Annotated in this window: 22 protein-coding genes; 15 read left to right on the top strand and 7 right to left on the bottom strand. The window is 52.6% G+C overall.

Annotated features, from left to right (window positions below; genetic code table 11):
• Position 1: 1 nt before the first annotated feature.
• Both ybbO and tesA read right to left on the bottom strand, forming a co-directional pair.
• Positions 2 to 811, bottom strand: coding sequence for an NADP(+)-dependent aldehyde reductase (gene ybbO / locus ACJHYW_RS15245; protein WP_000148928.1), 810 nt, complete (start codon positions 809 to 811; stop codon positions 2 to 4).
• Positions 801 to 1,424: a multifunctional acyl-CoA thioesterase I/protease I/lysophospholipase L1 gene (gene tesA, locus ACJHYW_RS15240; RefSeq protein ID WP_001317662.1), complete on the bottom strand. Its 624-nt coding sequence runs from the start codon at positions 1,422 to 1,424 to the stop codon at positions 801 to 803. Before tesA ends, ybbO begins: the two co-directional genes overlap by 11 nt.
• Here tesA and ybbA point away from each other — a divergent pair.
• Together ybbA and ybbP are read left to right on the top strand one after the other, a co-directional pair.
• Positions 1,395 to 2,081 carry a putative ABC transporter ATP-binding protein YbbA gene (ybbA, locus tag ACJHYW_RS15235; RefSeq protein ID WP_001110573.1) on the top strand — a complete coding sequence of 229 codons (687 nt, stop codon included), beginning with the start codon at positions 1,395 to 1,397 and terminating at the stop codon, positions 2,079 to 2,081. The two genes, tesA and ybbA, sit on opposite strands and share 30 nt — an antisense overlap.
• Positions 2,078 to 4,492 carry a putative ABC transporter permease subunit YbbP gene (gene ybbP / locus ACJHYW_RS15230; protein WP_000561862.1) on the top strand — a complete coding sequence of 805 codons (2,415 nt, stop codon included), beginning with the start codon at positions 2,078 to 2,080 and terminating at the stop codon, positions 4,490 to 4,492. The genes ybbA and ybbP overlap by 4 nt, the downstream gene beginning before the upstream one ends.
• Positions 4,493 to 4,732: 240 nt before the next feature.
• Here the strand turns inward: ybbP and mnmH are convergent, their stop codons facing one another.
• Both mnmH and allS read right to left on the bottom strand, forming a co-directional pair.
• On the bottom strand, positions 4,733 to 5,827 hold the full coding sequence (gene mnmH, locus ACJHYW_RS15225; RefSeq protein ID WP_061092785.1) for a tRNA 2-selenouridine(34) synthase MnmH: 1,095 nt from the start codon (positions 5,825 to 5,827) through the stop codon (positions 4,733 to 4,735).
• 68 nt (positions 5,828 to 5,895) lie between these two features.
• A complete protein-coding gene (gene allS, locus ACJHYW_RS15220; RefSeq protein WP_000460145.1) occupies positions 5,896 to 6,822 on the bottom strand; it encodes an HTH-type transcriptional activator AllS in 927 nt (308 codons plus the stop codon).
• Positions 6,823 to 7,051: 229 nt separating this feature from the next.
• Between allS and allA the strand changes: the two genes are divergently transcribed.
• From allA to glxK, 9 genes are all read left to right on the top strand, one after another.
• Positions 7,052 to 7,534, top strand: a complete 483-nt coding sequence (allA, locus tag ACJHYW_RS15215; RefSeq protein ID WP_000776388.1) for an ureidoglycolate lyase — start codon at positions 7,052 to 7,054, stop codon at positions 7,532 to 7,534.
• 77 nt (positions 7,535 to 7,611) lie between these two features.
• Complete coding sequence (gene allR, locus ACJHYW_RS15210; protein ID WP_000141275.1) at positions 7,612 to 8,427, top strand: HTH-type transcriptional repressor AllR; 816 nt, start codon at positions 7,612 to 7,614, stop codon at positions 8,425 to 8,427.
• An 89-nt stretch (positions 8,428 to 8,516) separates the two neighbouring features.
• Positions 8,517 to 10,298 carry a glyoxylate carboligase gene (gene gcl, locus ACJHYW_RS15205; protein ID WP_001571054.1) on the top strand — a complete coding sequence of 594 codons (1,782 nt, stop codon included), beginning with the start codon at positions 8,517 to 8,519 and terminating at the stop codon, positions 10,296 to 10,298.
• 12 nt (positions 10,299 to 10,310) lie between these two features.
• Positions 10,311 to 11,087, top strand: coding sequence for a hydroxypyruvate isomerase (gene hyi / locus ACJHYW_RS15200; RefSeq protein ID WP_000943566.1), 777 nt, complete (start codon positions 10,311 to 10,313; stop codon positions 11,085 to 11,087).
• Between the two features lie 99 nt (positions 11,088 to 11,186).
• Positions 11,187 to 12,065 (top strand): 2-hydroxy-3-oxopropionate reductase, encoded by an 879-nt coding sequence (gene glxR, locus ACJHYW_RS15195; protein WP_000765837.1) that lies wholly within the window; start codon positions 11,187 to 11,189, stop codon positions 12,063 to 12,065.
• 169 nt (positions 12,066 to 12,234) lie between these two features.
• Positions 12,235 to 13,689: an allantoin transporter gene (locus ACJHYW_RS15190; protein ID WP_000401115.1), complete on the top strand. Its 1,455-nt coding sequence runs from the start codon at positions 12,235 to 12,237 to the stop codon at positions 13,687 to 13,689.
• Positions 13,690 to 13,748: 59 nt separating this feature from the next.
• A complete protein-coding gene (gene allB, locus ACJHYW_RS15185) occupies positions 13,749 to 15,110 on the top strand; it encodes an allantoinase AllB (protein ID WP_061092786.1) in 1,362 nt (453 codons plus the stop codon).
• A 55-nt stretch (positions 15,111 to 15,165) separates the two neighbouring features.
• Positions 15,166 to 16,467 (top strand): uracil/xanthine transporter, encoded by a 1,302-nt coding sequence (locus tag ACJHYW_RS15180; protein ID WP_001298336.1) that lies wholly within the window; start codon positions 15,166 to 15,168, stop codon positions 16,465 to 16,467.
• A 21-nt stretch (positions 16,468 to 16,488) separates the two neighbouring features.
• A complete protein-coding gene (gene glxK, locus ACJHYW_RS15175; protein WP_001339221.1) occupies positions 16,489 to 17,634 on the top strand; it encodes a glycerate 3-kinase in 1,146 nt (381 codons plus the stop codon).
• A 129-nt stretch (positions 17,635 to 17,763) separates the two neighbouring features.
• Here the strand turns inward: glxK and allE are convergent, their stop codons facing one another.
• Genes allE through allD form a run of 3 tightly spaced genes read right to left on the bottom strand, consistent with a single transcriptional unit; the run spans position 17,764 to position 20,866 of the window.
• Positions 17,764 to 18,549, bottom strand: a complete 786-nt coding sequence (allE, locus tag ACJHYW_RS15170) for a (S)-ureidoglycine aminohydrolase (RefSeq protein WP_061092787.1) — start codon at positions 18,547 to 18,549, stop codon at positions 17,764 to 17,766.
• Between the two features lie 10 nt (positions 18,550 to 18,559).
• Positions 18,560 to 19,795 (bottom strand): allantoate deiminase, encoded by a 1,236-nt coding sequence (allC, locus tag ACJHYW_RS15165; RefSeq protein WP_001361252.1) that lies wholly within the window; start codon positions 19,793 to 19,795, stop codon positions 18,560 to 18,562.
• Positions 19,796 to 19,816: 21 nt separating this feature from the next.
• Positions 19,817 to 20,866 carry an ureidoglycolate dehydrogenase gene (gene allD / locus ACJHYW_RS15160; RefSeq protein ID WP_000703874.1) on the bottom strand — a complete coding sequence of 350 codons (1,050 nt, stop codon included), beginning with the start codon at positions 20,864 to 20,866 and terminating at the stop codon, positions 19,817 to 19,819.
• A gap of 316 nt (positions 20,867 to 21,182) precedes the next feature.
• Here allD and ACJHYW_RS15155 point away from each other — a divergent pair, with 316 nt between their 5' ends.
• Genes ACJHYW_RS15155 through ACJHYW_RS15140 form a run of 4 tightly spaced genes read left to right on the top strand, consistent with a single transcriptional unit; the run spans position 21,183 to position 25,835 of the window.
• Entirely contained in the window at positions 21,183 to 22,850 is a 1,668-nt protein-coding gene (locus ACJHYW_RS15155; protein WP_000580833.1) for an acyl-CoA synthetase FdrA, read from the top strand.
• Between the two features lie 9 nt (positions 22,851 to 22,859).
• Positions 22,860 to 24,119: a DUF1116 domain-containing protein gene (locus ACJHYW_RS15150; protein ID WP_000495393.1), complete on the top strand. Its 1,260-nt coding sequence runs from the start codon at positions 22,860 to 22,862 to the stop codon at positions 24,117 to 24,119.
• Positions 24,120 to 24,129: 10 nt separating this feature from the next.
• Positions 24,130 to 24,945 (top strand): DUF2877 domain-containing protein, encoded by an 816-nt coding sequence (locus ACJHYW_RS15145; protein ID WP_001361254.1) that lies wholly within the window; start codon positions 24,130 to 24,132, stop codon positions 24,943 to 24,945.
• Positions 24,942 to 25,835 (top strand): carbamate kinase, encoded by an 894-nt coding sequence (locus ACJHYW_RS15140; protein ID WP_000855373.1) that lies wholly within the window; start codon positions 24,942 to 24,944, stop codon positions 25,833 to 25,835. The genes ACJHYW_RS15145 and ACJHYW_RS15140 overlap by 4 nt, the downstream gene beginning before the upstream one ends.
• Positions 25,836 to 26,096: the final 261 nt, after the last annotated feature.

Raw genomic sequence — 26,096 nt, 5'->3', positions numbered from 1 at the left:
CTCACCCCTGCAATATTTTGTCCATCACGCGCCCCGGCAGCAGGCGCTTAAGCACCATTACTGCCCAGGTCACCAGCGTTACCGGATAGCGCATCTTCGGCTTCTCGCTAATAAAAGCATGGCGCACTTTGTCGACCACCGCTTCCGGTCCCAACGTAAAGCGGGCAGCGATGCCGGGATTTTCGACTGGTTTATCACTTTGCGTCTGGTTGACGTTGTCGGTGAAGCGAGTACGAATGGGACCAGGTTCGATCAGGCTGACTTTAATTCCGCTGTGGCGCAGCTCCATGCGCAGTGCGTCTGACCACGCCTCCAGCGCATATTTACTGGCCGCGTAAGCGCCACGACCCGGTGTGGAGATTAATCCCATCACCGATGAGGTCATCACAATACGCCCTTCACCGTGCGGCAACATCGCGGGTAACAGGCGCATGGTGAGCTGGTGTGCGCCGAAAAAGTTGGCGGAAAACTGCTGTTCCATCTGCGCACGGCTGATGGTGGAAAGGGGGCCATACATGCCGAATCCGGCATTGTTAAAGATCCCATACAGACAATTATCGGTCAGGGCGATCACTTCGTCGGCTGCGCGATCAACACATTCTGGCGAATCCAGATCGATCAACACGCCGGTAAATCCCATGCTGTTCATGCGCTCAACATCATCCGCTTTCCGGCAACCTGCCAGCACATGAAAACCTTGGCGTTTTAATTCGAGCGCGCTTTCCAGGCCAATTCCACTGGAACATCCGGTAATTAAGACCGATTTTTGCATAACTTTACCTGTCAGGATCTCCGTTGCTTTATGAGTCATGATTTACTAAAGGCTGCAACTGCTTCGCCATCCAGTCGGCAATAAACGGCTGGGCGTCGCGGTTGGGATGAATACCGTCATCCTGCATCCATTGTGGTTTGAGGTAGACCTCTTCCATAAAAAAGGGCAGCAGCGGAACATCAAACTCTTTGGCGAGTTTGGGGTAAATGGCGCTAAAGGCTTCATTATAACGGCGACCATAGTTTGCAGGCAGACGTATTTGCATTAACAATGGTTCAGCGTTGGTGGCTTTGACCTCCTGCAAAATCTGGCGCAGCGTTTGCTCGGTTTGTTGTGGCTGAAAACCACGCAAACCGTCATTGCCGCCCAGTTCAACCAGCACCCAACGCGGCTGATGCTGTTTCAGCAGAGCCGGAAGGCGCGCCAGCCCTTGTTGCGAGGTGTCGCCGCTGATGCTGGCATTGACTACCGACGTTTTACTCTGCCACTTATCATTCAACAAGGCAGGCCAGGCCGCGCTGGCAGACATTCGATACCCGGCGCTCAGGCTATCACCCAGAATCAATAACGTGTCCGCTGCGGCGGCACGGAAGGTTAACAGGACCAGGAACAGGAAGGGCAAATGCCAGCGGAAAACATTGTTGAAGTTCATCATCTTAAGAAGTCCGTCGGTCAGGGGGAGCATGAACTCTCCATCCTCACCGGAGTTGAGCTGGTTGTCAAACGTGGCGAGACCATCGCACTGGTGGGTGAGTCGGGATCGGGTAAGTCAACCTTGCTGGCGATCCTCGCCGGGCTGGATGACGGCAGCAGTGGCGAAGTGAGTCTGGTGGGACAACCGCTACATAATATGGACGAAGAAGCGCGGGCAAAGTTGCGCGCGAAGCACGTAGGCTTTGTTTTTCAGTCATTTATGTTAATTCCTACCCTTAACGCGCTGGAAAACGTCGAGCTTCCGGCGCTGCTGCGCGGTGAGAGTAGCGCGGAAAGTCGTAACGGAGCGAAAGCGTTGCTCGAACAGTTAGGGCTGGGTAAACGTCTGGATCATCTTCCGGCACAGCTTTCCGGCGGTGAACAGCAACGAGTGGCGCTGGCACGAGCCTTTAACGGTCGACCTGATGTGCTGTTTGCCGACGAACCCACCGGCAACCTTGACCGCCAGACGGGCGATAAAATTGCCGACCTGCTGTTTTCCCTCAACCGTGAACATGGCACCACGTTGATTATGGTGACCCACGACCTGCAACTGGCGGCACGCTGCGACCGCTGCTTACGGCTGGTGAACGGGCAGTTGCAGGAGGAAGCATGATTGCACGTTGGTTCTGGCGCGAATGGCGCTCGCCGTCGCTATTAATTGTCTGGCTGGCGCTAAGCCTGGCGGTGGCCTGCGTGCTGGCGCTGGGCAATATCAGCGATCGCATGGAGAAAGGTTTAAGCCAGCAAAGCCGGGAGTTTATGGCGGGCGATCGGGCGTTGCGCAGTTCGCGCGAAGTGCCGCAAGCGTGGCTGGAGGAAGCGCAAAAGCGCGGCCTGAAAGTTGGCAAGCAGCTGACTTTCGCCACCATGACCTTTGCAGGCGACACACCGCAGCTGGCGAACGTCAAGGCGGTGGATGATATCTACCCGATGTATGGCGATCTGCAAACCAATCCCCCTGGCCTGAAACCGCAGGCGGGCAGCGTATTGCTGGCCCCACGCCTGATGGCACTGCTTAACCTGAAAACGGGCGACACCATTGACGTGGGCGATGCCACCTTGCGGATTGCCGGAGAAGTGATTCAGGAACCGGATTCCGGTTTTAACCCCTTCCAGATGGCTCCGCGTCTGATGATGAATCTGGCGGATGTCGATAAAACCGGAGCCGTGCAGCCGGGGAGTCGGGTCACCTGGCGTTATAAATTCGGCGGCAACGAGAACCAGCTCGACGGCTATGAGAAATGGTTGTTACCCCAGCTTAAACCCGAACAACGCTGGTACGGTCTGGAACAGGACGAAGGCGCGCTGGGGCGATCGATGGAACGCTCGCAGCAGTTCCTGCTGCTTTCGGCGCTTCTGACCTTGCTGCTAGCAGTGGCAGCGGTCGCGGTGGCGATGAATCATTACTGTCGCAGTCGCTACGACTTGGTGGCGATCCTCAAGACGCTGGGGGCAGGGCGAGCGCAACTGCGTAAGCTAATCGTCGGTCAGTGGTTGATGGTGCTGACGCTTTCAGCCGTTACCGGTGGGGCGATAGGCCTGTTGTTCGAAAACGTGTTGATGGTGCTGCTCAAGCCCGTTCTGCCTGCTGCACTACCGCCAGCCAGCCTCTGGCCGTGGCTATGGGCGCTGGGCACCATGACGGTTATCTCGCTGCTGGTGGGGCTACGACCATACCGCTTGTTGCTGGCAACGCAGCCTTTACGCGTATTACGTAATGATGTGGTCGCGAACGTCTGGCCGCTGAAGTTTTATCTGCCGATTGTCAGTGTGGTGGTTGTGCTGCTGCTCGCCGGATTAATGGGTGGCAGCATGCTGCTCTGGGCGGTGCTGGCGGGCGCGGTAGTACTGGCTTTGCTGTGCGGCGTGCTGGGCTGGATGCTGCTGAATGTACTTCGCCGCCTGACGCTAAAATCGCTACCTCTGCGTCTGGCGGTCAGCCGCCTGTTACGTCAGCCGTGGGCGACGTTAAGCCAGCTTTCGGCGTTTTCGCTCTCCTTTATGCTGTTGGCGTTACTGCTGGTGTTGCGTGGCGATCTGCTCGATCGCTGGCAACAGCAGCTACCGCCAGAAAGCCCGAACTACTTTTTAATCAACATCGCCACAGAACAGGTTACACCGCTAAAAACGTTCCTCGCGGAACATCAGATAGTCCCGGAATCATTTTATCCGGTGGTGCGGGCGCGACTGACGGCGATTAACGACAAGCCGACAGAAGGCAATGAAGATGAGGCGCTTAACCGCGAACTCAATCTTACCTGGCAAAATACGCGGCCCGATCATAATCCGATTGTCGCCGGTAACTGGCCGCCAAAAGCCGATGAAGTGTCGATGGAAGAGGGGCTGGCGAAACGCTTAAACGTTGCCCTCGGTGATACTGTGACTTTTATGGGCGATACCCAGGAGTTCCGCGCTAAAGTGACCAGCCTTCGCAAAGTGGACTGGGAAAGTCTGCGGCCTAATTTCTATTTTATTTTCCCTGAAGGGGCATTAGACGGGCAACCGCAGAGCTGGCTTACCAGTTTCCGCTGGGAGAATGGCAACGGCATGTTGACGCAACTCAACCGCCAGTTCCCTACCATTAGCCTGTTAGACATTGGCGCGATTTTAAAACAGGTCGGTCAGGTGCTGGAGCAGGTAAGTCGGGCGCTGGAAGTGATGGTGGTGCTGGTCACCGCCTGCGGTATGTTGCTGTTGCTGGCACAGGTGCAGGTGGGAATGCGTCAGCGTCATCAGGAGCTGGTGGTGTGGCGCACACTCGGTGCGGGGAAAAAACTACTGCGCACGACATTGTGGTGTGAGTTCGCCATGATCGGGTTTGTTTCTGGCCTGGTGGCCGCAATTGGTGCGGAAACGGCGCTGGCAGTGTTGCAGGCGAAAGTGTTTGATTTCCCGTGGGAGCCAGACTGGCGATTGTGGATTGTGCTGCCGTGCAGCGGTGCACTGCTGCTGTCGCTTTGCGGCGGCTGGCTGGGTGCGCGACTGGTTAAGGGTAAGGCGCTGTTCAGGCAGTTTGTGGGGTGATGACAGTCGTTAGATTGCCTGATGCGCTACGCTTATCAGGCCTACGAGGATCGTGCAATATATTGATTTTGCAAGATTGTGTAGGCCGGATAAGGCGTTTACGCCGCATCTGGCAGTTGTGCGCCGATGCCAGATGCGACGCAGGCGCGTCTTATCATGCCTACGAAACAGCACTCACCTGTAGGCTGGATAAGGCGTTCACGCCGCATCCGGCATGAACAGCGTGCACAGAATCCCCCATCACTGCGCCTTAATCCATTCCGCCACTTCCGCCCACTCACCGCGAAAGACAACTTTTTCCGCTTTTTTCTCAAGCTGATAGCGATACATCGGGTCGTAATATTCTTCAAGTAATGGCACTAGCCAGGCCAGATGACCGTCGGTGCTGCCGGTGGTGAGTTGCGTTGTCAGTGCTGCATCCAGCCTTGCAGCCAGTTCGTTATATCGCTGTAGCCCCAGCCGACGCTTAATAGCCGAAAGTCCGTGATGCAGGTATTCGCAATATTCCTGCCAGCCCTGTTCGTCGCCGTACGCGTGGGTAAAATCATGATGCATACGCAAGAAATACTCTTCGTTCAGGCGCTCAAGACGGATCTCAAACGGATCTTCTACCACCGCAATCGCCGCCTGAGTCATTCGCTCGCGCAGGCATTCCGGCAGGTGATTCGAACCGATCATCCGGCTTTCGTCTTCCAGCACCCACAGGCGCAAATCCTGACGGGCGTCGGTTTTTAGCATTTCGGCAGCCAGCATGTTTTCAAAACTCGCCTGGCTAAGTTGTGGTTGTAAGGTGCGACCAAACGCCGAACCGCGATGACGCGCCAACCCTTCCAGATCAACACCGTTCGGCTGTTGCTGCACTAACAGCGTTTTACCGCTGCCGGTACAACCGCCAATCAGCACGATCGGTTTTTGTGCCAGTTCAATAGTCGCCTGAATCGCGGTCTGGCGCAGTGCCTTATAACCGCCTTCCACCAGCGGATAATCAATCCCCGCGTCATGCAGCCAGCGTTGCACAATATGCGAGCGCTGACCGCCACGGGCGCAGCAGAGAATACCGTGCGGATTTTGCAGGCACGCTGCCCGCCAGGCGTCTATACGCTGCTGACGAATTTCACCCGCCACCAGTTTATGCCCCAGCGCCAGCGCCGCGTCTGACCCTTGCTGTTTATAGCAGGTGCCAACGGCGGCGCGTTCATCGTTATTCATTAACGGCAGATTGATAGCGGCGGGCATTGCGCCTTGCTCAAACTCGATAGGGGCGCGAACATCAATAATGGGCGTATCAGCAATCAGCAGGGCACGATAGTCCTGTTCCGTGTGTCTCTCTTGCATAGTTAAAAGTGAACCTCAAATCAGCTTGCGCGCTATTTTACGCGCCAACGCGCAAGGAAACTTGATTTTTAACTGCGTGGGTTGCCGAAAATTTCTAAAAATCCGCTGATTTCCGGCCTGCGTTGGGTAAACAAGGTCACAATATCTTCTACCGCTTTGCCGCTGCCAAATTTGCGCCATGCCAGACTCAATGGCGAAGGAGGGCGCATCGTTGGGATTACCCGGCTGACCAGTTGTTGATTATCGATCATTGACTGGCAAAGTGATTTTGGCAAAAAACCAATGCCAACGCCCGCCAGATGGGCGGCGATTTTCGTTTCCATATCAGGAACAATAATCTCTTTTTGCCCTGGCAATCGCCAGGCGACGCGTTTGGTTAAGGTGCGGGCGCTGTCTTCAATATTGACCGCCGGAAAGCGCCGCAACTGCGCTTCTGTTAGCGGCTCTTCAACGTTCGCCAGCGGATGATCCGCCGCCATGACAAAGCGCCATTGCACCGATCCTAAGGGATCAAGACTAAAGGTATTTGCCAGCGCCTCGGTTCCCGTGACGCCGATAGCCAGTGAAAAACCTTCGTATAATAGCGAATCCCAGACGCCCATATAGATTTGTCGGGAGATGTGAAACTGGGTAAAGGGGTAACGTTCATTCAGCCACGCCAGCAGTTGGGCGACGGCCTGGGGGTTATAGAGCAGGTTGTTGATGACAATATTTACCTGGCGTTCCACGCCATCATTCACCTGTTGCAGCTCGCTGGGCATACTTTCCAGCCAGCTCAGCCAGTCTCTGGCCTGGGAAAGTAGATGCTCGCCAGCCGCTGTCAACGTCACGCTGCGAGTCGTGCGGAAAAAGAGCGCTACTCCGGTATTCTCTTCCAGAAGTTTAATGCGATAACTGATCGTCGCCGTGGTTTTACATAATCGTTCTGCCGCTTTTGAAAAACTTCCTGTTTCAGCAACCGCAATGAAAGTCCGCAAGGTTTCTGGATCGAACATCTTCAGGTATCCCCTTTTAAATCCGCAAGTTGCGTGATTTTCTTATCCTCTGATTTATCAGTATTTTTACATGATAACCCTGTTCAATTTGTGGACTAAATCTAGTTTTGGAAAAATATTCCAACTTTTGTATTGATGTTGTTCTCTTAAGGTTTTAGATTGCCTGTTATTGAAACCAAGCTGACCGGTCGGCGGTGGTTGAACGGAATTATGTTACAAGGACAAAAAGATGAAACTTCAGGTATTACCGTTAAGTCAGGAAGCCTTTAGTGCTTATGGCGACGTAATCGAAACGCAGCAACGGGATTTTTTCCATATTAACAATGGCCTGGTGGAGCGTTACCACGATTTGGCGCTGGTTGAGATTCTTGAGCAAGACCGTACGCTTATCAGCATTAACCGCGCGCAACCGGCGAATCTGCCGCTGACCATTCACGAACTCGAACGTCATCCGCTGGGCACTCAGGCCTTTATCCCGATGAAAGGTGAAGTGTTTGTGGTGGTCGTGGCGTTAGGCGACGACAAACCAGACCTGTCAACTCTGCGGGCGTTTATTACCAACGGCGAACAGGGGGTGAATTACCATCGTAACGTCTGGCATCATCCACTTTTCGCCTGGCAGCGCGTCACCGATTTCTTGACCATCGATCGCGGCGGCAGTGACAACTGTGATGTTGAAAGTATTCCTGAACAGGAACTCTGTTTTGCGTGACGCCTGCAACCGACTTGCATAAGATAAACTAATTGTTCATTGTTTATGCTCACTTGTAGGTCGGAGTTAACGTAGGTATGACGGAAGTTAGACGGCGCGGCAGGCCAGGACAGGCGGAGCCTGTGGCACAGAAGGGCGCACAGGCGTTAGAGCGGGGAATTGCGATTCTGCAATATCTGGAAAAAAGTGGGGGAAGTTCATCGGTTAGCGATATTTCTCTCAATCTGGATTTGCCGCTCTCCACGACCTTTCGCTTGCTGAAGGTTTTACAGGCAGCGGATTTTGTCTATCAGGACAGTCAGTTAGGCTGGTGGCATATAGGATTAGGTGTCTTTAACGTCGGTGCGGCGTACATCCATAACCGCGATGTCCTCTCCGTCGCCGGGCCGTTTATGCGCCGCCTGATGTTACTTTCCGGCGAAACGGTCAATGTCGCGATCCGTAACGGCAATGAAGCAGTATTAATTGGTCAGTTAGAGTGTAAATCGATGGTCAGGATGTGTGCGCCACTGGGCAGTCGTCTGCCGCTGCATGCTTCCGGTGCGGGCAAGGCGTTGCTTTATCCGCTGGCGGAAGAGGAGTTGATGAGCATCATTCTGCAAACCGGTTTGCAGCAGTTTACGCCAACTACGCTTGTGGATATGCCCACCTTGCTGAAGGACCTGGAACAAGCGCGTGAACTGGGCTATACCGTAGATAAAGAAGAGCATGTTGTAGGTCTGAATTGCATAGCTTCAGCAATTTACGATGATGTCGGTAGCGTTGTTGCCGCTATCTCCATCTCCGGGCCTTCATCAAGACTGACAGAAGATCGTTTTGTCAGTCAGGGTGAGCTGGTCAGAGACACCGCCCGCGATATCAGCACGGCGTTGGGACTGAAAGCACATCCATAGTGTCTGTCGCATCCCGCTCTGCGGAGCGGGTTTTTTTGACAAAATTTGAAAGTTGGAAAATTTTTCCAATTAATAGAGGTAGGAATAAAATGGCAAAAATGAGAGCCGTTGACGCGGCAATGTATGTGCTGGAGAAAGAAGGTATCATCACCGCCTTCGGCGTTCCGGGAGCTGCAATCAATCCGTTCTACTCAGCGATGCGTAAGCACGGCGGTATTCGTCACATTCTGGCGCGTCATGTGGAAGGTGCTTCGCACATGGCGGAAGGTTATACCCGCGCAACGGCAGGGAATATCGGCGTATGTCTGGGGACTTCCGGTCCTGCGGGCACGGACATGATCACCGCGCTCTATTCTGCTTCTGCTGATTCCATTCCTATTCTGTGTATTACCGGCCAGGCTCCGCGCGCCCGTCTGCATAAAGAAGATTTCCAGGCCGTTGATATTGAAGCAATTGCTAAACCGGTCAGCAAAATGGCGGTTACAGTTCGTGAAGCGGCGCTGGTGCCTCGTGTGCTGCAACAGGCGTTTCACCTGATGCGTTCTGGTCGCCCGGGTCCGGTACTGGTGGATTTACCGTTCGACGTTCAGGTTGCGGAAATCGAGTTTGATCCTGACATGTACGAACCGCTGCCGGTCTACAAACCTGCTGCCAGCCGTATGCAGATCGAAAAAGCTGTAGAAATGTTAATTCAGGCCGAACGTCCGGTGATTGTTGCCGGGGGCGGGGTAATCAATGCTGACGCTGCTGCACTGTTACAACAGTTTGCTGAACTGACCAGCGTTCCGGTGATCCCAACGCTGATGGGCTGGGGCTGTATCCCGGACGATCATGAACTGATGGCCGGGATGGTGGGTCTGCAAACCGCGCATCGTTACGGTAACGCAACGTTGCTGGCGTCCGACATGGTGTTTGGTATCGGTAACCGTTTTGCTAACCGTCATACCGGTTCGGTAGAGAAATACACCGAAGGGCGCAAAATCGTTCATATCGATATTGAGCCGACGCAAATTGGCCGCGTGCTGTGTCCGGATCTCGGCATTGTCTCTGATGCTAAAGCGGCGCTGACGCTGCTGGTTGAAGTGGCGCAGGAGATGCAAAAAGCGGGTCGTCTGCCGTGTCGTAAAGAATGGGTCGCCGACTGCCAGCAGCGCAAACGCACTTTGCTGCGCAAAACCCACTTCGACAATGTGCCGGTGAAACCGCAGCGCGTGTATGAAGAGATGAACAAAGCCTTTGGTCGCGATGTTTGTTATGTCACCACCATTGGCCTGTCACAAATCGCTGCGGCACAAATGCTGCATGTCTTTAAAGACCGCCACTGGATCAACTGTGGGCAGGCAGGCCCGCTGGGCTGGACCATTCCGGCGGCGCTGGGGGTTTGTGCCGCTGATCCAGAGCGCAAAGTGGTGGCGATTTCCGGTGACTTCGACTTCCAGTTCCTGATTGAAGAATTGGCCGTTGGCGCACAGTTCAACATTCCGTACATCCATGTACTGGTCAATAACGCCTATCTGGGGCTGATTCGCCAGTCGCAGCGCGCGTTTGATATGGATTACTGCGTACAGCTCGCGTTCGAAAATATTAACTCCAGTGAAGTGAACGGTTACGGCGTCGACCACGTAAAAGTAGCGGAAGGTTTAGGTTGTAAAGCAATTCGCGTTTTCAAACCGGAAGATATTGCACCAGCCTTTGAACAGGCGAAAGTCTTAATGGCGCAATATCGGGTACCGGTAGTCGTGGAAGTTATTCTCGAGCGTGTGACTAATATTTCGATGGGCAGTGAACTGGATAACGTCATGGAATTTGAAGATATCGCCGATAACGCAGCGGATGCACCGACTGAAACCTGTTTCATGCACTATGAATAAGGGAGATAAATAATGTTACGTTTCTCTGCTAATTTATCGATGTTATTTGGTGAATATGATTTTCTCGCCCGTTTTGAGAAAGCTGCGCAGTGTGGTTTTCGCGGCGTTGAATTTATGTTCCCTTATGACTACGACATTGAAGAATTAAAACAGGTGCTGGCGAGTAATAAACTCGAACATACGCTGCACAATTTACCGGCAGGTGACTGGGCGGCGGGCGAGCGGGGTATTGCCTGTATTCCTGGCCGTGAAGAAGAGTTTCGGGATGGCGTAGCAGCAGCGATTCGTTATGCTCGTGCTCTGGGTAATAAAAAAATTAACTGTCTGGTCGGTAAAACGCCGACTGGTTTCAGCAGTGAACAGATTCACACAACGCTTGTAGAAAACCTGCGTTATGCTGCGAATATGCTGATGAAAGAAGATATTTTATTACTGATTGAACCTATTAACCATTTTGATATTCCTGGTTTCCATCTCACCGGAACCCGGCAGGCACTGAAACTGATTGACGATGTTGGTTGCTGCAATTTGAAAATTCAGTATGACATTTATCACATGCAGCGGATGGAAGGTGAATTAACTAATACCATGACTCAGTGGGCCGATAAAATTGGTCACCTGCAAATTGCTGATAATCCGCATCGCGGCGAACCGGGAACCGGAGAAATTAATTACGAATATCTCTTTACGGTAATTGAAAATTCTGACTACAACGGTTGGGTTGGCTGTGAATATAAACCCCAAACCACCACGGAAGCCGGTTTACGCTGGATGGATCCGTACCGTTAAAACGTAACGCTATTCAGACAATGCTTTTTTAGGCCGTTAAGTTGGCTGGGGATCGTGTTGTCTGAATTCAGGAAAAGCGAAATTTAAAAGAGGTTAATTATGAAACTGGGATTTATTGGCTTAGGCATTATGGGTACACCGATGGCCATTAATCTGGCGCGAGCCGGTCATCAACTGCATGTCACAACCATTGGTCCGGTTGCTGATGAATTACTGTCACTGGGTGCCGTCAGTGTTGAAACTGCGCGCCAGGTAACGGAAGCATCGGACATCATTTTTATTATGGTGCCGGATACGCCACAGGTTGAAGACGTTCTGTTTGGTGAAAATGGTTGTACCAAAGCCTCGCTGAAGGGCAAAACCATTGTTGATATGAGCTCCATTTCCCCGATTGAAACTAAACGTTTCGCTCGTCAGGTGAATGAACTGGGCGGCGATTATCTCGATGCGCCAGTCTCCGGCGGTGAAATCGGCGCGCGTGAAGGGACGTTGTCGATTATGGTTGGCGGTGACGAAGCGGTATTTGAACGTGTTAAACCGCTGTTTGAACTGCTCGGTAAAAATATCACCCTCGTGGGCGGTAACGGCGACGGTCAAACCTGCAAAGTGGCAAATCAGATTATCGTGGCGCTCAATATTGAAGCGGTTTCTGAAGCCCTGCTATTTGCTTCAAAAGCCGGAGCGGATCCGGTACGTGTGCGCCAGGCGCTGATGGGCGGCTTTGCTTCCTCACGTATTCTGGAAGTTCACGGTGAGCGCATGATTAAACGCACCTTTAATCCAGGTTTCAAAATTGCGCTGCACCAGAAAGATCTCAACCTGGCACTGCAAAGTGCGAAAGCACTGGCGCTGAACCTGCCAAACACCGCGACCTGCCAGGAATTGTTTAATACCTGTGCGGCAAACGGTGGCAGCCAGTTGGATCACTCTGCATTAGTGCAGGCGCTGGAATTAATGGCTAACCATAAACTGGCCTGATACCCGCAATAAAAATGGCCGATATCAGAAAATGAATCGGCCAGCAATATTAAAAAAAGAAAGCAGCCAAAGATGTTGCTTCAGTATTAAAAATAATATTTTTATTTTATTTGTTCCTCATAGCTAGATTAAAACAACGTTATTCGATACGTGAAATTAAGAGGGATTTATGGAACATCAGAGAAAACTATTCCAGCAACGCGGCTATAGCGAAGATCTACTGCCGAAAACGCAAAGTCAGCGGACCTGGAAAACATTTAACTATTTTACCTTATGGATGGGTTCGGTTCATAACGTTCCCAATTATGTGATGGTTGGCGGCTTTTTTATTCTCGGCTTGTCTACCTTTAGTATTATGCTGGCAATTATCCTCAGTGCCTTTTTCATTGCCGCGGTAATGGTATTAAACGGTGCTGCGGGCAGTAAATACGGCGTACCGTTTGCCATGATCCTGCGTGCTTCTTACGGCGTACGTGGCGCACTGTTTCCCGGATTATTAAGAGGCGGTATTGCTGCCATTATGTGGTTTGGCCTGCAATGTTACGCGGGGTCACTGGCCTGCTTGATTCTGATTGGCAAAATCTGGCCGGGATTTTTGACTCTCGGTGGCGATTTCACGCTGTTAGGCCTTTCTCTACCGGGATTAATTACTTTTTTACTCTTCTGGCTGGTTAACGTTGGTATTGGTTTTGGCGGCGGAAAAGTTTTAAATAAATTCACTGCCATTCTTAACCCGTGCATCTATATCGTTTTCGGCGGTATGGCGATTTGGGCGATTTCGCTGGTCGGGATCGGTCCAATCTTTGACTACATTCCGGGCGGTATTCAGAAAGCAGAAAACAGTGGCTTCCTGTTTCTGGTGGTGATAAACGCGGTGGTTGCGGTCTGGGCGGCACCGGCGGTGAGCGCATCCGACTTTACGCAAAACGCCCACTCGTTTCGTGAGCAGGCGCTGGGGCAAACGCTGGGTTTAGTTGTGGCCTATATTCTGTTTGCGGTCGCCGGGGTATGTATTATTGCCGGAGCCAGTATTCATTACGGCGCTGACACCTGGAACGTGCTGGATATTGTTCAGCGTTGGGACAGCCTGTTCGCCTCGTTCTTTGCGGTACTGGTTATTCTGATGACGACTATCTCTACTAACGCCACCGGTAATATTATTCCGGCTGGTTATCAGATTGCCGCCATTGCACCGACGAAACTGACCTATAAAAACGGCGTACTGATTGCCAGTATTATCAGCCTGCTGATCTGCCCGTGGAAATTAATGGAAAATCAGGACAGTATTTATCTGTTCCTCGATATTATCGGCGGAATGCTTGGTCCGGTAATTGGTGTGATGATGGCGCATTATTTTGTGGTGATGCGTGGGCAAATTAATCTTGATGAACTGTACACCGCACCTGGCGATTATAAATATTACGATAACGGTTTTAACCTCACCGCGTTTTCAGTAACTCTGGTGGCCGTTATTTTATCTCTTGGCGGTAAGTTTATTCCCTTTATGGAACCGTTATCACGTGTTTCATGGTTTGTCGGCGTCATCGTCGCCTTTGCGGCCTACGCCTTATTAAAGAAACGTACAACAGCAGAAAAAACAGGAGAACAAAAAACCATAGGTTAATTAATCACGATATTGAACATTGAGTTAAAAACCAATCTGTATTTTACAAGGAGTTTGTTATGTCTTTTGATTTAATCATTAAAAACGGCACCGTTATTTTAGAAAACGAAGCTCGCGTTGTAGATATCGCCGTTAAAGACGGAAAAATTGCTGCTATCGGCCAGGATCTGGGCGATGCAAAAGACGTTATGGATGCGTCTGGTCTGGTGGTTTCGCCGGGCATGGTTGATGCGCACACCCATATTTCTGAACCGGGTCGCAGCCACTGGGAAGGTTATGAAACCGGTACTCGCGCAGCAGCAAAAGGTGGTATCACCACCATGATCGAAATGCCGCTCAACCAGCTGCCTGCAACGGTTGACCGCGCCTCAATTGAACTGAAGTTCGATGCCGCTAAAGGAAAGCTGACTATCGATGCGGCACAACTCGGTGGCCTGGTGTCTTACAACATTGACCGTCTGCATGAGCTGGATGAAGTGGGTGTTGTCGGTTTCAAATGCTTCGTTGCGACCTGTGGCGATCGCGGTATCGACAACGACTTCCGTGACGTCAATGACTGGCAATTCTTCAAAGGCGCGCAGAAGCTGGGTGAACTAGGCCAGCCGGTGCTGGTGCACTGCGAAAACGCGCTGATCTGTGACGCACTGGGCGAAGAAGCGAAGCGTGAAGGTCGCGTAACTGCCCATGACTATGTGGCTTCGCGTCCGGTATTTACCGAAGTGGAAGCGATTCGCCGCGTACTGTACCTGGCGAAAGTCGCTGGTTGCCGTCTGCACGTTTGCCACGTCAGCAGCCCGGAAGGTGTTGAGGAAGTGACTCGTGCACGTCAGGAAGGTCAGGATGTTACTTGTGAATCCTGCCCGCATTACTTTGTGCTGGATACCGATCAGTTCGAAGAAATCGGTACTCTGGCGAAGTGTTCACCGCCGATCCGCGATCTGGAAAACCAGAAAGGCATGTGGGAAAAACTGTTTAACGGTGAAATAGACTGCCTGGTTTCCGACCACTCTCCATGCCCGCCGGAAATGAAAGCCGGTAACATCATGAAAGCGTGGGGCGGTATCGCTGGTCTGCAAAGCTGCATGGACGTGATGTTCGATGAAGCGGTACAGAAACGCGGAATGTCTCTGCCAATGTTCGGCAAATTAATGGCGACTAACGCAGCAGATATTTTCGGTCTGCAGCAAAAAGGCCGTATCGCCCCAGGAAAAGATGCCGACTTCGTCTTCATTCAGCCGAATAGCAGCTATGTTCTTACCAATGACGCTCTGGAATATCGCCACAAAGTCAGCCCGTATGTTGGCCGTACTATTGGCGCGCGTATCACGAAAACCATCTTACGTGGTGATGTGATTTACGATATCGAACAGGGCTTCCCTGTTGCGCCGAAAGGTCAATTTATCCTTAAACATCAGCAGTAATCTGGCCCTGCAATGCCCGTCCTTGTGGCGGGCATTCTCCGGTTAAGGTGTGTTTATGTTCAATTTTGCAGTGGGCCGCGAAAGCCTATTATCAGGATTTCAGTGGTTTTTCTTTATTTTTTGCAACACGGTTGTGGTTCCTCCTACGCTACTTTCTGCTTTTCAGTTGCCGCAAAGTAGCCTGCTTACGCTCACGCAATATGCTTTTCTTGCTACCGCACTGGCCTGCTTCGCTCAGGCGTTCTGTGGTCATCGTCGCGCTATTATGGAGGGGCCGGGCGGCCTGTGGTGGGGAACCATCCTGACTATCACCCTTGGCGAAGCATCGCGCGGGACACCGATCAACGATATCGCTACCAGTCTGGCGGTGGGGATTGCGCTCTCCGGCGTGCTGACGATGTTGATTGGTTTTAGCGGATTAGGCCATCGCCTGGCACGGTTATTTACGCCGTCTGTGATGGTCTTGTTTATGTTGATGCTGGGTGCGCAACTGACCACTATCTTTTTCAAAGGTATGCTCGGGCTGCCGTTTGGCATAGCCGACCCGAATTTTAAAATTCAATTACCGCCGTTCGCGCTCTCGGTGGCGGTGATGTGCCTGGTACTGGCGATGATTATTTTCCTGCCACAACGTTTTGCCCGTTACGGCCTGCTGGTCGGTACAATAACCGGCTGGTTGTTGTGGTACTTTTGCTTTCCTTCTTCGCATTCGCTCTCCGGTGAGTTGCACTGGCAGTGGTTCCCGCTCGGCAGTGGCGGTGCTTTGTCGCCGGGGATTATTCTGACGGCGGTGATTACAGGTCTGGTAAATATCAGCAATACCTACGGTGCGATTCGGGGCACGGATGTTTTTTATCCGCAGCAGGGCGCGGGGAATACGCGTTATCGTCGCAGCTTTGTGGCGACCGGATTTATGACACTGATAACCGTGCCGCTGGCAGTAATTCCATTTTCACCGTTTGTTTCATCCATTGGTTTATTAACCCAGACTGGCGATTACACGCGGCGTTCGTTTATTTATGGCAGCGTTATTTGCCTGCTGGTGGCACTGGTTCCGGCACTCACGCGACTGTTTTGCAGTATCCCTTTACCCGTGAGTAGCGCGGTCATGCTGGTTTCTTATCTGCCTTTACTCTTTTCCGCGCTGGTGTTTAGCCAGCAAATAACGTTTACCGCTCGCAATATTTATCGACTCGCATTGCCGTTATTTGTCGGCATATTTTTAATGGCATTACCGCCTGTGTATCTGCAAGACCTTCCATTAACGCTTCGTCCTCTGCTCAGTAACGGCTTACTGGTCGGAATTTTACTGGCTGTTCTTATGGATAATCTTATTCCGTGGGAACGCATCGAATAATTTGTTGAAAAAGGATTGATAATGAAGATTGTCATTGCGCCAGACTCTTTTAAAGAGAGCTTAAGTGCAGAAAAATGTTGTCAGGCAATTAAAGCCGGGTTTTCGACCCTCTTTCCCGATGCGCACTATATCTGTTTGCCGATAGCGGATGGCGGCGAAGGGACGGTGGAGGCGATGGTCGCCGCGACGGACGGTAACATCGTGAAGCTTGAAGTCTGTGGACCGATGGGCGAAACAGTGAATGCTTTTTATGGCCTTACCGGCGACGGGAAAACGGCAGTGATTGAGATGGCGGCAGCAAGTGGCCTGATGCTGGTCGCGCCTGAAAAGCGTAATCCGTTGCTGGCCTCCAGTTTTGGTACGGGGGAGTTAATTCGCCATGCGCTGGATAACGGCATTCGCCATATTATTCTCGGCATTGGCGGCAGTGCGACGGTCGACGGCGGTATGGGCATGGCGCAGGCGCTCGGTGTGCGTTTCCTTGATGCCGACGGTCAGCCGCTGGCGGCTAACGGCGGCAATTTAGCGCGCGTGGCAAGTATTGAGATGAATGAATGCGATCCGCGTCTGGCGAACTGTCATATTGAAGTCGCATGTGATGTTGATAACCCGCTGGTAGGGGCACGCGGCGCGGCGGCGGTGTTTGGCCCGCAAAAAGGGGCAACGCCGGAGATGGTCGAAGAGTTGGAACAGGGGCTGCAAAATTACGCCCGTGTTTTACAACAGCTAACTGAAATCAACGTCTGCCAGATGGCGGGTGGTGGCGCGGCGGGCGGTATGGGCATTGCGGCGGCGGTATTCCTCAATGCGGATATTAAACCGGGTATTGAGATTGTGTTGAATGCGGTCAATCTTGCGCAGGCAGTGCAGGGTGCAGCACTGGTGATCACCGGGGAAGGGCGCATCGACTCGCAAACGGCAGGCGGTAAAGCGCCGCTGGGTGTGGCATCGGTGGCGAAGCAGTTTAATGTCCCGGTGATTGGGATTGCTGGCGTATTGGGTGATGGCGTGGAAGTGGTGCACCAGTACGGCATTGACGCGGTGTTCAGCATTTTGCCACGTCTGGCACCTTTAGCCGAAGTGCTCGCCAGCGGTGAAACCAATCTCTTCAACAGCGCACGAAATATTGCCTGCGCCATTAAAATAGGTCAGGGAATTAAAAACTGACTATTACCTTTAAAGCGGATGCGATTTATATCGCATCCGTTTTTTACCTGAATTTACCGCAAAAAAAGCCACGGAATAAACCGTGGCAAAATCCAACATAGCTAAAAATAATCAGGCGAGTGGTATGACTTAAATCTCTACGTCGCGGTTGCAATCTTTCGAGTAAATATAGCTGAACGCTTCACCACGCCCTACGCCATAACCAGCCTGTAAGGAATAAGCGCCCATAAAGATGTAATCGCCTTTTTTCACCGGGATCCAGTTATTGTCGAGGTTATAAACCCCCTGACCGGAAAGAATATAGGCACCGTGTTCCTGGACGTGAGTTTCGATATAACCGTGGCTGGCACCTGGCGCAAAAGAGAGGATATGCATGTTCATATCAAAACCTAACTCTTTGGGCAGAAAATCCAGCAGAATAACATCGTCCATGCCTTCATAATGAATGCGTTCCAGTTCGCTGGCATTGCCAGAAACCAGCCACGGCGCATGGCCTTCTACCGGAACATAGCGACGCTTATATAAAAAGATTTGGCTGTCTTCGGCCTGGACGTTAACAAACGTCATTAAGGAGCCTGGCGGGCAATAAAGATAGCCACCTTCGCTTAAGGCAAATGTTTTCCCTTCGGCTTTGGCAGTGATATTTCCAGAGATCACATACAGGAACGTTTCAATGCCTTCGCCACCGAAGCCCTGTTGGTTGCCGCCGTTTTGATGCAGTGTGACCAGATAATCAACAAAAGAGGCACCCAGTTTTGGCGTGGAGAGGATTGTCGCGTCACAATTTTCAAAGCCCGGAATAATATTTTTTACCAGGCCGTCCGGGGTTAACAGCGCGAAATTACCGTGTTTCACAATCGCACGGTTAGCCAGTAAATCATCGCGGTAACCGGTGACGTTATTTAAATATCCCATTTATAACTCCTTATTTCTGCCAGGCAAGTTGATAAAGCATGAGTGCCAACGTTTTGACCCCTTCGGCAAGGTCGGTAATATTGGTGCGTTCCGCCGGGTTATGACTGATCCCGTTGATGCTGGGAATGAAAATCATGCAGGTCGGCACGCGAGGCGCGAAAATTTGCGCGTCGTGTCCGGCACCACTGTGCATTACCCGGTAGTTCTGTTTTTCACTTTCACACAATTCTGTCAGGGTGGCGACCAGCTCCTTATTCATCGGCACGGGTTCTTCGTCCATCCATAAATCGATATCAATACCAATATCCATTTCATCGCAAATCGCCCGCATGTCGTTTTCTAACTGTTGGGTGAAATTGCGCAGCACGGCGGCGTCGGTATGACGACAATCAATGGTGAACGTGGTTTTACCCGGCACCACATTCACCGTATTCGGGCGCGGCTCCACCTTACCAAAGGTCAGCACCAGCGGGTCGCCCATCTTTTTCGCTTTTTCGATCGACTGATGGCAAATGCGACTGAAAGCGTAAACCGTATCACGACGATAACCCATCGGCGTGGTGCCTGCATGGTTTGATTCGCCATTCAGCGTCACCGTATAGCGACGTTGCCCGACAATTGCATTCACCACGCCAATTGACTGCCCATTACTTTCCAGCACACAGCCCTGTTCGATATGCAGTTCGACAAAGGCTTTAATATCCTGACGCGGAGTTAGTGGGGCGTTCGGCAGAGTAAATCCGCAAGCCTTCATCGCATCGACAAAACTATTTCCTTTGGCATCACAGATATTCCGCACGTCGTCAGGATTCGCCAGCCCAAAGATATTTTTACTGCCCCAGAAGACATACGGGAAGCGGCTGCCTTCTTCTTCTGCCATCGCCACCACTTCGACCGTACGTAACGGCGCGCCGTATTGCGTTTTCAGCCGGTCAATTGCCAGCCACGCCGCCAGCGCACCGAATTGCCCGTCGAGGTTACCGCCGTTAACCACGGTATCAATATGCGAACCGCTCAGAATCACTTCCTGTGGATATTCGGTGCCACTCAGTCGACCGTATAAATTCCCCACTTCATCGAAACGTGTTTCCAGCCCACTTGCTGCCATTCTTTTTTTAAATTGCTGCTGGGTTTCCAACCATTCCGGCGAATAAAGTAAACGGGTCATACCGCCGGTTGGGTCAGCGCCAAAAGAGGAAAGCCAGGGCAGCGTTTCTTCTATAGCTTGACGGAAATGTGTAATCATAAGAAAGTCCTGTCTCAATAATTATTGCGCAAAGGGATTTTTCGTTTCGTATGACGTGTTATAAAGCGCGTCGGAAATCAAATACTGGTAAATATCATCAACAATTTCGATGCCTTCGACGGCGGCTTTGCGTTGTTTAATATCCTGATCCTGTCCGGGATAATAAACCTGATTAAAACCGGGCGCGGGGGTAATGGCATTTAATTCGCGCATGGTCTGGCTAAGATGTTGACGGAATAATTCGCTGGAGGAGAAAAAGCTCGGATTAATAACGATATGTAATTGCCCCAAATTACGCCCGGCGTGTAAATCGTCATACATCGAACTAACCTGTCGCCCGAACGGTAAGCCGAGTAAGACGCCTGAGAGGACGTCAATCATCATCATCAGGCCATACCCTTTCGGCCCAGCTGCGGGGAGCAGAGCATGTACCGCGAACGGATCGGTTGTTGGCGCACCGTTTTTATCGACCGCCCAGGTATCGGGTATAGACATATTGCGCGAGCGGGCGTCGAGCACTTTTCCCCATGCCTGTACGGTCGTCGCCATATCAAAGGTAAGGATCTCGTCGCCTTCTCCCGGCGCGGCAAAGGCCAGTGGGTTAGTACCGTAGTAAATTTCCGCGCCGCCAAACGGCACCACCATTGGATCGGACTGGCACATTGAAATACCAATCAATCCGGCGTGGGCTGCCTGCTGCACAAAATAAGAGATTGCGCCGCTGTGACCCATCCGGTTGATACCGACCACCGCAACGCCATTTTGCTGGGCGGTTTTGATGGCATGTTCCATACCCATTTTCGCCGCGACCTGTCCGGCGGCATTGTCGGCATGTAAAATTGCCGAGCACGGTCCGGTTTCTTCAAGACGAAACTCTGGTTCGCGGTTGGTGCCGCCTTTTGAAATACGTTCGGCGTAGTATTCCACGCGCACCGCGCCATGAGAGTGGATCCCTCTGGCATCGGCGTAAACCAATACTTCAGCCACGGTTGCAGCGTGCTCACGTTTTAACCCAGCCAGGCAGAGTTTATTCTCGATTAGCTGGTGGAGTGTTTCCCGACTGATTTTCATCTGTCTTCCTTTTTAACGACGGTGTGAAGCATGACTGCAATTAACATACAGGGAAAATATCTGGATTATGTGATCCAGACAGGCAAAAAAATATAGTTAGAATTTATTTGATAATCCGCTCGCTTTTAACCTGGTTTTTAAAACAACCACGCTTATTAAAAAATAACGCGTAATAACCTGGCGGTTATTTGAATTCTTTTGTTAATAATCCCTGTGTGATATTCATCACCTTATTTACTCGTTGTCATCGATACCGTAATCGCCACATTAACACTGCTCGTGCAATTGCCATGGGTGCAATTTTTAAGGAGTTGTTATGATCCACGCCTTTATTAAAAAAGGGTGTTTTCAGGATTCGGTCAGTTTAATGATTATTTCACGAAAACTCAGCGAATCAGAAAATGTTGATGATGTTTCCGTAATGATGGGTACGCCCGCCAATAAAGCGTTATTAGATACCACAGGTTTCTGGCATGACGATTTTAATAACGCCACGCCGAACGATATTTGCGTGGCAATTCGTAGCGAAGCGGCGGATGCGGGGATCGCGCAGGCGATTATGCAACAGCTTGAAGAGGCGCTAAAACAACTGGCGCAGGGTTCAGGCAGCAGCCAGGCGTTGACGCAGGTGCGTCGCTGGGACAGTGCCTGTCAGAAATTACCCGATGCCAATCTGGCGCTGATTTCAGTGGCTGGTGAGTATGCGGCGGAGCTGGCGAATCAGGCGCTGGATCGCAACCTCAACGTGATGATGTTCTCCGATAACGTCACGCTGGAAGATGAAATCCAACTTAAAACCCGCGCGCGGGGAAAAGGCTTGCTGGTGATGGGGCCAGACTGCGGTACATCGATGATTGCCGCCACGCCGCTGGCTTTTGCTAACGTGATGCCGGAAGGCAACATTGGCGTCATTGGCGCTTCCGGTACCGGGATTCAGGAGCTGTGCTCACAGATTGCGCTGGCAGGGGAGGGAATTACTCATGCGATTGGCCTTGGCGGGCGTGACCTCAGCCGTGAAGTTGGCGGCATCAGTGCGCTGACGGCGCTGGAAATGCTCAGTGCAGACGAGAAAAGCGAAGTGCTGGCATTTGTTTCAAAACCACCTGCCGAAGCTGTGCGTCTGAAAATTGTTAATGCCATGAAAGCAACTGGCAAACCGACGGTGGCGCTGTTTTTAGGTTATACCCCGGCGGTGGCCCGCGACGAGAATGTCTGGTTTGCCTCCTCGCTGGATGAGGCCGCACGCCTGGCTTGTCTGCTTTCACGCGTCACTGCGCGACGTAACGCGATAGCGCCTGTCAGCAGCGGATTTATTTGCGGTTTGTATACCGGCGGTACGCTGGCTGCTGAAGCGGCGGGATTACTTGCCGGACACCTTGGCGTGGAAGCCGACGATACCCATCAACATGGCATGATGCTGGACGCCGACGGACATCAGATCCTCGACCTGGGCGATGATTTTTACACCGTCGGGCGTCCCCATCCGATGATCGACCCGACCTTACGCAACCTGTTAATTGCCGATCTCGGCGCTAAACCGCAAGTGCGCGTGTTGCTGCTTGATGTCGTGATTGGCTTCGGTGCGACCGCCGATCCTGCCGCCTCGCTGGTGAGCGCCTGGCAAAAAGCCTGTGCCGCGCGTTCAGACAATCAACCACTGTATGCCATTGCCACGGTGACAGGCACTGAACGTGACCCGCAATGCCGCGCGCAGCAAATCGCCACGTTGGAAGATGCGGGGATCGCGGTAGTGAGTTCGCTACCGGAAGCCACCTTGCTGGCGGCGGCGTTAATTCATCCGCTCTCGCCTGCCACACAGCAACACACACCGTCATTACTGGAAAACGTCGCCGTGATTAACATCGGATTACGCAGCTTTGCGCTGGAGCTACAAAGCGCCAGCAAACCGGTTGTGCATTACCAATGGTCGCCAGTCGCCGGCGGCAATAAAAAACTGGCTCGTTTATTAGAACGTTTGCAATAAGGGGTTCCCATGTTTACATCAGTGGCGCAAGCCAATGCTGCGGTTATCGAACAAATTCGTCGCGCTCGTCCACACTGGCTGGATGTGCAACCGGCTTCTTCACTTATCAGCGAACTAAACAAGGGCAAAACACTGCTTCACGCCGGGCCGCCAATGCGCTGGCAGGAGATGACCGGACCCATGAAAGGGGCGTGCGTGGGCGCATGTCTGTTCGAAGGCTGGGCGAAAGATGAAGCGCAGGCGCTGGCGATGCTGGAGCAGGGGGAAGTGAACTTCATTCCTTGTCACCATGTGAATGCCGTCGGGCCAATGGGTGGCATTACTTCTGCCAGTATGCCGATGCTGGTGGTCGAGAACGTGACCGACGGCAACCGGGCGTACTGCAACCTCAACGAAGGTATCGGCAAAGTGATGCGTTTTGGCGCTTACGGCGAAGATGTCCTGACTCGCCATCGCTGGATGCGCGATGTGTTAATGCCAGTATTAAGCGCGGCGCTGGGGCGCATGGAGCGCGGTATCGATCTCACGGCAATGATGGCGCAGGGCATTACCATGGGCGATGAGTTCCATCAACGCAACATTGCTTCCTCTGCACTGTTAATGCGTGCGCTGGCCCCACAAATTGCTCGCCTCGATCATGATAAACAGCACATTGCGGAAGTGATGGATTTCCTCAGCGTGACCGATCAGTTCTTCCTCAACCTCGCGATGGCCTACTGCAAGGCGGCGATGGATGCAGGCGCGATGATCCGCGCAGGCAGCATCGTCACGGCAATGACCCGCAACGGCAATATGTTCGGGATTCGGGTAAGCGGGCTGGGCGAACGCTGGTTTACTGCGCCTGTAAACACTCCGCAAGGTCTGTTTTTCACCGGCTTCTCGCAGGAGCAGGCGAACCCGGATATGGGCGATAGCGCGATTACCGAAACCTTTGGTATCGGTGGTGCGGCAATGATCGCAGCCCCTGGCGTAACGCGCTTTGTCGGTGCGGGTGGCATGGAAGCGGCCAGAGCGGTATCTGAAGAGATGGCGGAAATCTTCCTTGAACGCAATATGCAGTTGCAGATCCCTGGCTGGGATTTCCAGGGCGCGTGTCTGGGGCTGGATATTCGTCGCGTGGTAGAAACCGGCATTACACCACTCATCAATACGGGTATCGCCCATAAAGAGGCGGGGATCGGGCAGATTGGCGCAGGCACTGTGCGGGCACCGCTGGCGTGCTTTGAACAGGCGCTGGAAGCTCTGGCTGAAAGCATGGGTATTGGTTGAGGACCGCGCAATGACGATCATCCATCCTCTGCTTGCCAGTAGTAGCGCACCGAATTATCGCCAGTCCTGGCGGTTAGCGGGAGTGTGGCGGCGGGCGATTAACCTGATGACGGAAAGCGGCGAACTGTTAACGCTGCATCGTCAGGGTAGTGGTTTCGGCCCCGGAGGATGGGTGCTTCGCCGCGCGCAATTCGATGCGTTATGCGGTGGATTATGCGGCAATGAACGACCACAGGTTGTGGCTCAAGGGATTCGCCTCGGGCGTTTCACGGTTAAACAGCCACAGCGTTATTGTTTGCTACGTATTACGCCGCCTGCGCATCCTCAACCGCTTGCGGCTGCATGGATGCAACGCGCGGAGGAAACCGGGCTTTTCGGGCCGCTGGCGTTGGCGGCAAGCGATCCGCTGCCTGCTGAATTACGCCAGTTTCGTCACTGTTTTCAGGCCGCGCTCAATGGCGTTAAGACCGACTGGCGGCACTGGCTGGGTAAAGGCCCCGGATTAACGCCAAGTCATGATGACACGCTGAGCGGAATGCTGCTGGCGGCCTGGTATTATGGCGCTTTAGATGCGCGCTCCGGTCGCCCGTTTTTTGCCTGTTCCGACAATCTTCAACTCGTTACCACAGCGGTGAGCGTCAGTTATTTACGTTATGCCGCGCAAGGATATTTCGCCTCGCCACTCCTGCACTTTGTTCATGCTCTGAGTTGCCCGAAACGTACCGCAGCGGCGATCGATTCGCTGCTGGCGCTGGGGCATACGTCAGGGGCCGATACGCTGCTGGGGTTCTGGCTTGGCCAACAATTATTACAAGGAAAACCATGAAAACACTGGTTGTGGCTCTTGGGGGCAACGCCTTACTCCAGCGCGGTGAGGCGCTGACGGCAGAAAATCAATATCGCAATATTGCCAGTGCTGTACCCGCGCTGGCGCGCCTGGCCCGTTCTTATCGGCTGGCGATTGTTCACGGCAACGGACCGCAGGTGGGACTGCTGGCGTTACAGAATCTGGCGTGGAAAGAGGTAGAACCGTATCCGCTGGATGTGCTGGTGGCGGAAAGCCAGGGGATGATTGGCTATATGCTGGCGCAGAGCTTGAGCGCACAGCCGCAGATGCCGCCTGTCACGACGGTGCTGACGCGCATTGAGGTTTCGCCTGATGATCCGGCGTTTTTACAGCCAGAGAAGTTTATCGGTCCGGTTTATCAGCCAGAAGAACAAGAGGCACTGGAAGCGGCTTACGGCTGGCAGATGAAACGTGATGGTAAATATTTGCGCCGGGTGGTGGCGTCTCCGCAACCGCGTAAAATTCTCGACAGCGAAGCCATCGAGTTGTTGCTCAAAGAGGGGCATGTGGTGATTTGCAGTGGCGGCGGCGGTGTGCCTGTGGCGGAAGACGGGGCAGGGAGTGAAGCGGTGATTGATAAAGATCTCGCCGCTGCGTTGCTCGCCGAGCAGATTAATGCCGATGGACTGGTGATCCTCACCGATGCTGATGCGGTATATGAAAACTGGGGAACGCCGCAGCAACGTGCCATTCGCCATGCCACACCGGATGAGTTAGCGCCATTTGCCAAAGCCGATGGTTCGATGGGGCCGAAGGTAACGGCGGTGAGTGGCTATGTCAGAAGCCGTGGTAAACCTGCGTGGATTGGGGCGTTATCGCGGATTGAAGAGACGCTGGCGGGCGAAGCGGGGACCTGTATTTCGCTGTAGTGATGGGCACCAGGCAATTGGCACATCTAGCCTGATGCGATGCTGGCGCGTCTTATCAGGTCTACAGGCGGTGTCGGAACGGTAGGCCGGATAAGGCGTTCACGCCGCATCCGGCAATCGGCACACCATGCCTGATGCGATGCTGGCGCATCTTATCAGGCCTTGTATTATCCCTCCTGTGCAGAGAAAATCGGCCAGTTTTCTCTGCCTGCAGTCCGCATGCCGTATCGGGCCTTAGGTTTTCAACCTGTTGCGTAGATT

This window comes from Escherichia sp. WS3063 (assembly GCF_046486595.1).
Classification (GTDB): Bacteria; Pseudomonadota; Gammaproteobacteria; order Enterobacterales; family Enterobacteriaceae; genus Escherichia; species Escherichia coli.
Note: the sequence above shows the minus strand (reverse complement) of the source record. Positions and strands in the feature narration are given on the sequence as shown.

Coding starts and splice junctions, on each gene's coding strand:
- ybbO (WP_000148928.1), bottom strand. CDS start 811: ATGACTCATAAAGCAACGGAGATCCTGACAGGTAAAGTTATGCAAAAA.
- ybbA (WP_001110573.1), top strand. CDS start 1,395: ATGCCAGCGGAAAACATTGTTGAAGTTCATCATCTTAAGAAGTCCGTC.
- tesA (WP_001317662.1), bottom strand. CDS start 1,424: ATGAACTTCAACAATGTTTTCCGCTGGCATTTGCCCTTCCTGTTCCTG.
- ybbP (WP_000561862.1), top strand. CDS start 2,078: ATGATTGCACGTTGGTTCTGGCGCGAATGGCGCTCGCCGTCGCTATTA.
- mnmH (WP_061092785.1), bottom strand. CDS start 5,827: ATGCAAGAGAGACACACGGAACAGGACTATCGTGCCCTGCTGATTGCT.
- allS (WP_000460145.1), bottom strand. CDS start 6,822: ATGTTCGATCCAGAAACCTTGCGGACTTTCATTGCGGTTGCTGAAACA.
- allA (WP_000776388.1), top strand. CDS start 7,052: ATGAAACTTCAGGTATTACCGTTAAGTCAGGAAGCCTTTAGTGCTTAT.
- allR (WP_000141275.1), top strand. CDS start 7,612: ATGACGGAAGTTAGACGGCGCGGCAGGCCAGGACAGGCGGAGCCTGTG.
- gcl (WP_001571054.1), top strand. CDS start 8,517: ATGGCAAAAATGAGAGCCGTTGACGCGGCAATGTATGTGCTGGAGAAA.
- hyi (WP_000943566.1), top strand. CDS start 10,311: ATGTTACGTTTCTCTGCTAATTTATCGATGTTATTTGGTGAATATGAT.
- glxR (WP_000765837.1), top strand. CDS start 11,187: ATGAAACTGGGATTTATTGGCTTAGGCATTATGGGTACACCGATGGCC.
- ACJHYW_RS15190 (WP_000401115.1), top strand. CDS start 12,235: ATGGAACATCAGAGAAAACTATTCCAGCAACGCGGCTATAGCGAAGAT.
- allB (WP_061092786.1), top strand. CDS start 13,749: ATGTCTTTTGATTTAATCATTAAAAACGGCACCGTTATTTTAGAAAAC.
- ACJHYW_RS15180 (WP_001298336.1), top strand. CDS start 15,166: ATGTTCAATTTTGCAGTGGGCCGCGAAAGCCTATTATCAGGATTTCAG.
- glxK (WP_001339221.1), top strand. CDS start 16,489: ATGAAGATTGTCATTGCGCCAGACTCTTTTAAAGAGAGCTTAAGTGCA.
- allE (WP_061092787.1), bottom strand. CDS start 18,549: ATGGGATATTTAAATAACGTCACCGGTTACCGCGATGATTTACTGGCT.
- allC (WP_001361252.1), bottom strand. CDS start 19,795: ATGATTACACATTTCCGTCAAGCTATAGAAGAAACGCTGCCCTGGCTT.
- allD (WP_000703874.1), bottom strand. CDS start 20,866: ATGAAAATCAGTCGGGAAACACTCCACCAGCTAATCGAGAATAAACTC.
- ACJHYW_RS15155 (WP_000580833.1), top strand. CDS start 21,183: ATGATCCACGCCTTTATTAAAAAAGGGTGTTTTCAGGATTCGGTCAGT.
- ACJHYW_RS15150 (WP_000495393.1), top strand. CDS start 22,860: ATGTTTACATCAGTGGCGCAAGCCAATGCTGCGGTTATCGAACAAATT.
- ACJHYW_RS15145 (WP_001361254.1), top strand. CDS start 24,130: ATGACGATCATCCATCCTCTGCTTGCCAGTAGTAGCGCACCGAATTAT.
- ACJHYW_RS15140 (WP_000855373.1), top strand. CDS start 24,942: ATGAAAACACTGGTTGTGGCTCTTGGGGGCAACGCCTTACTCCAGCGC.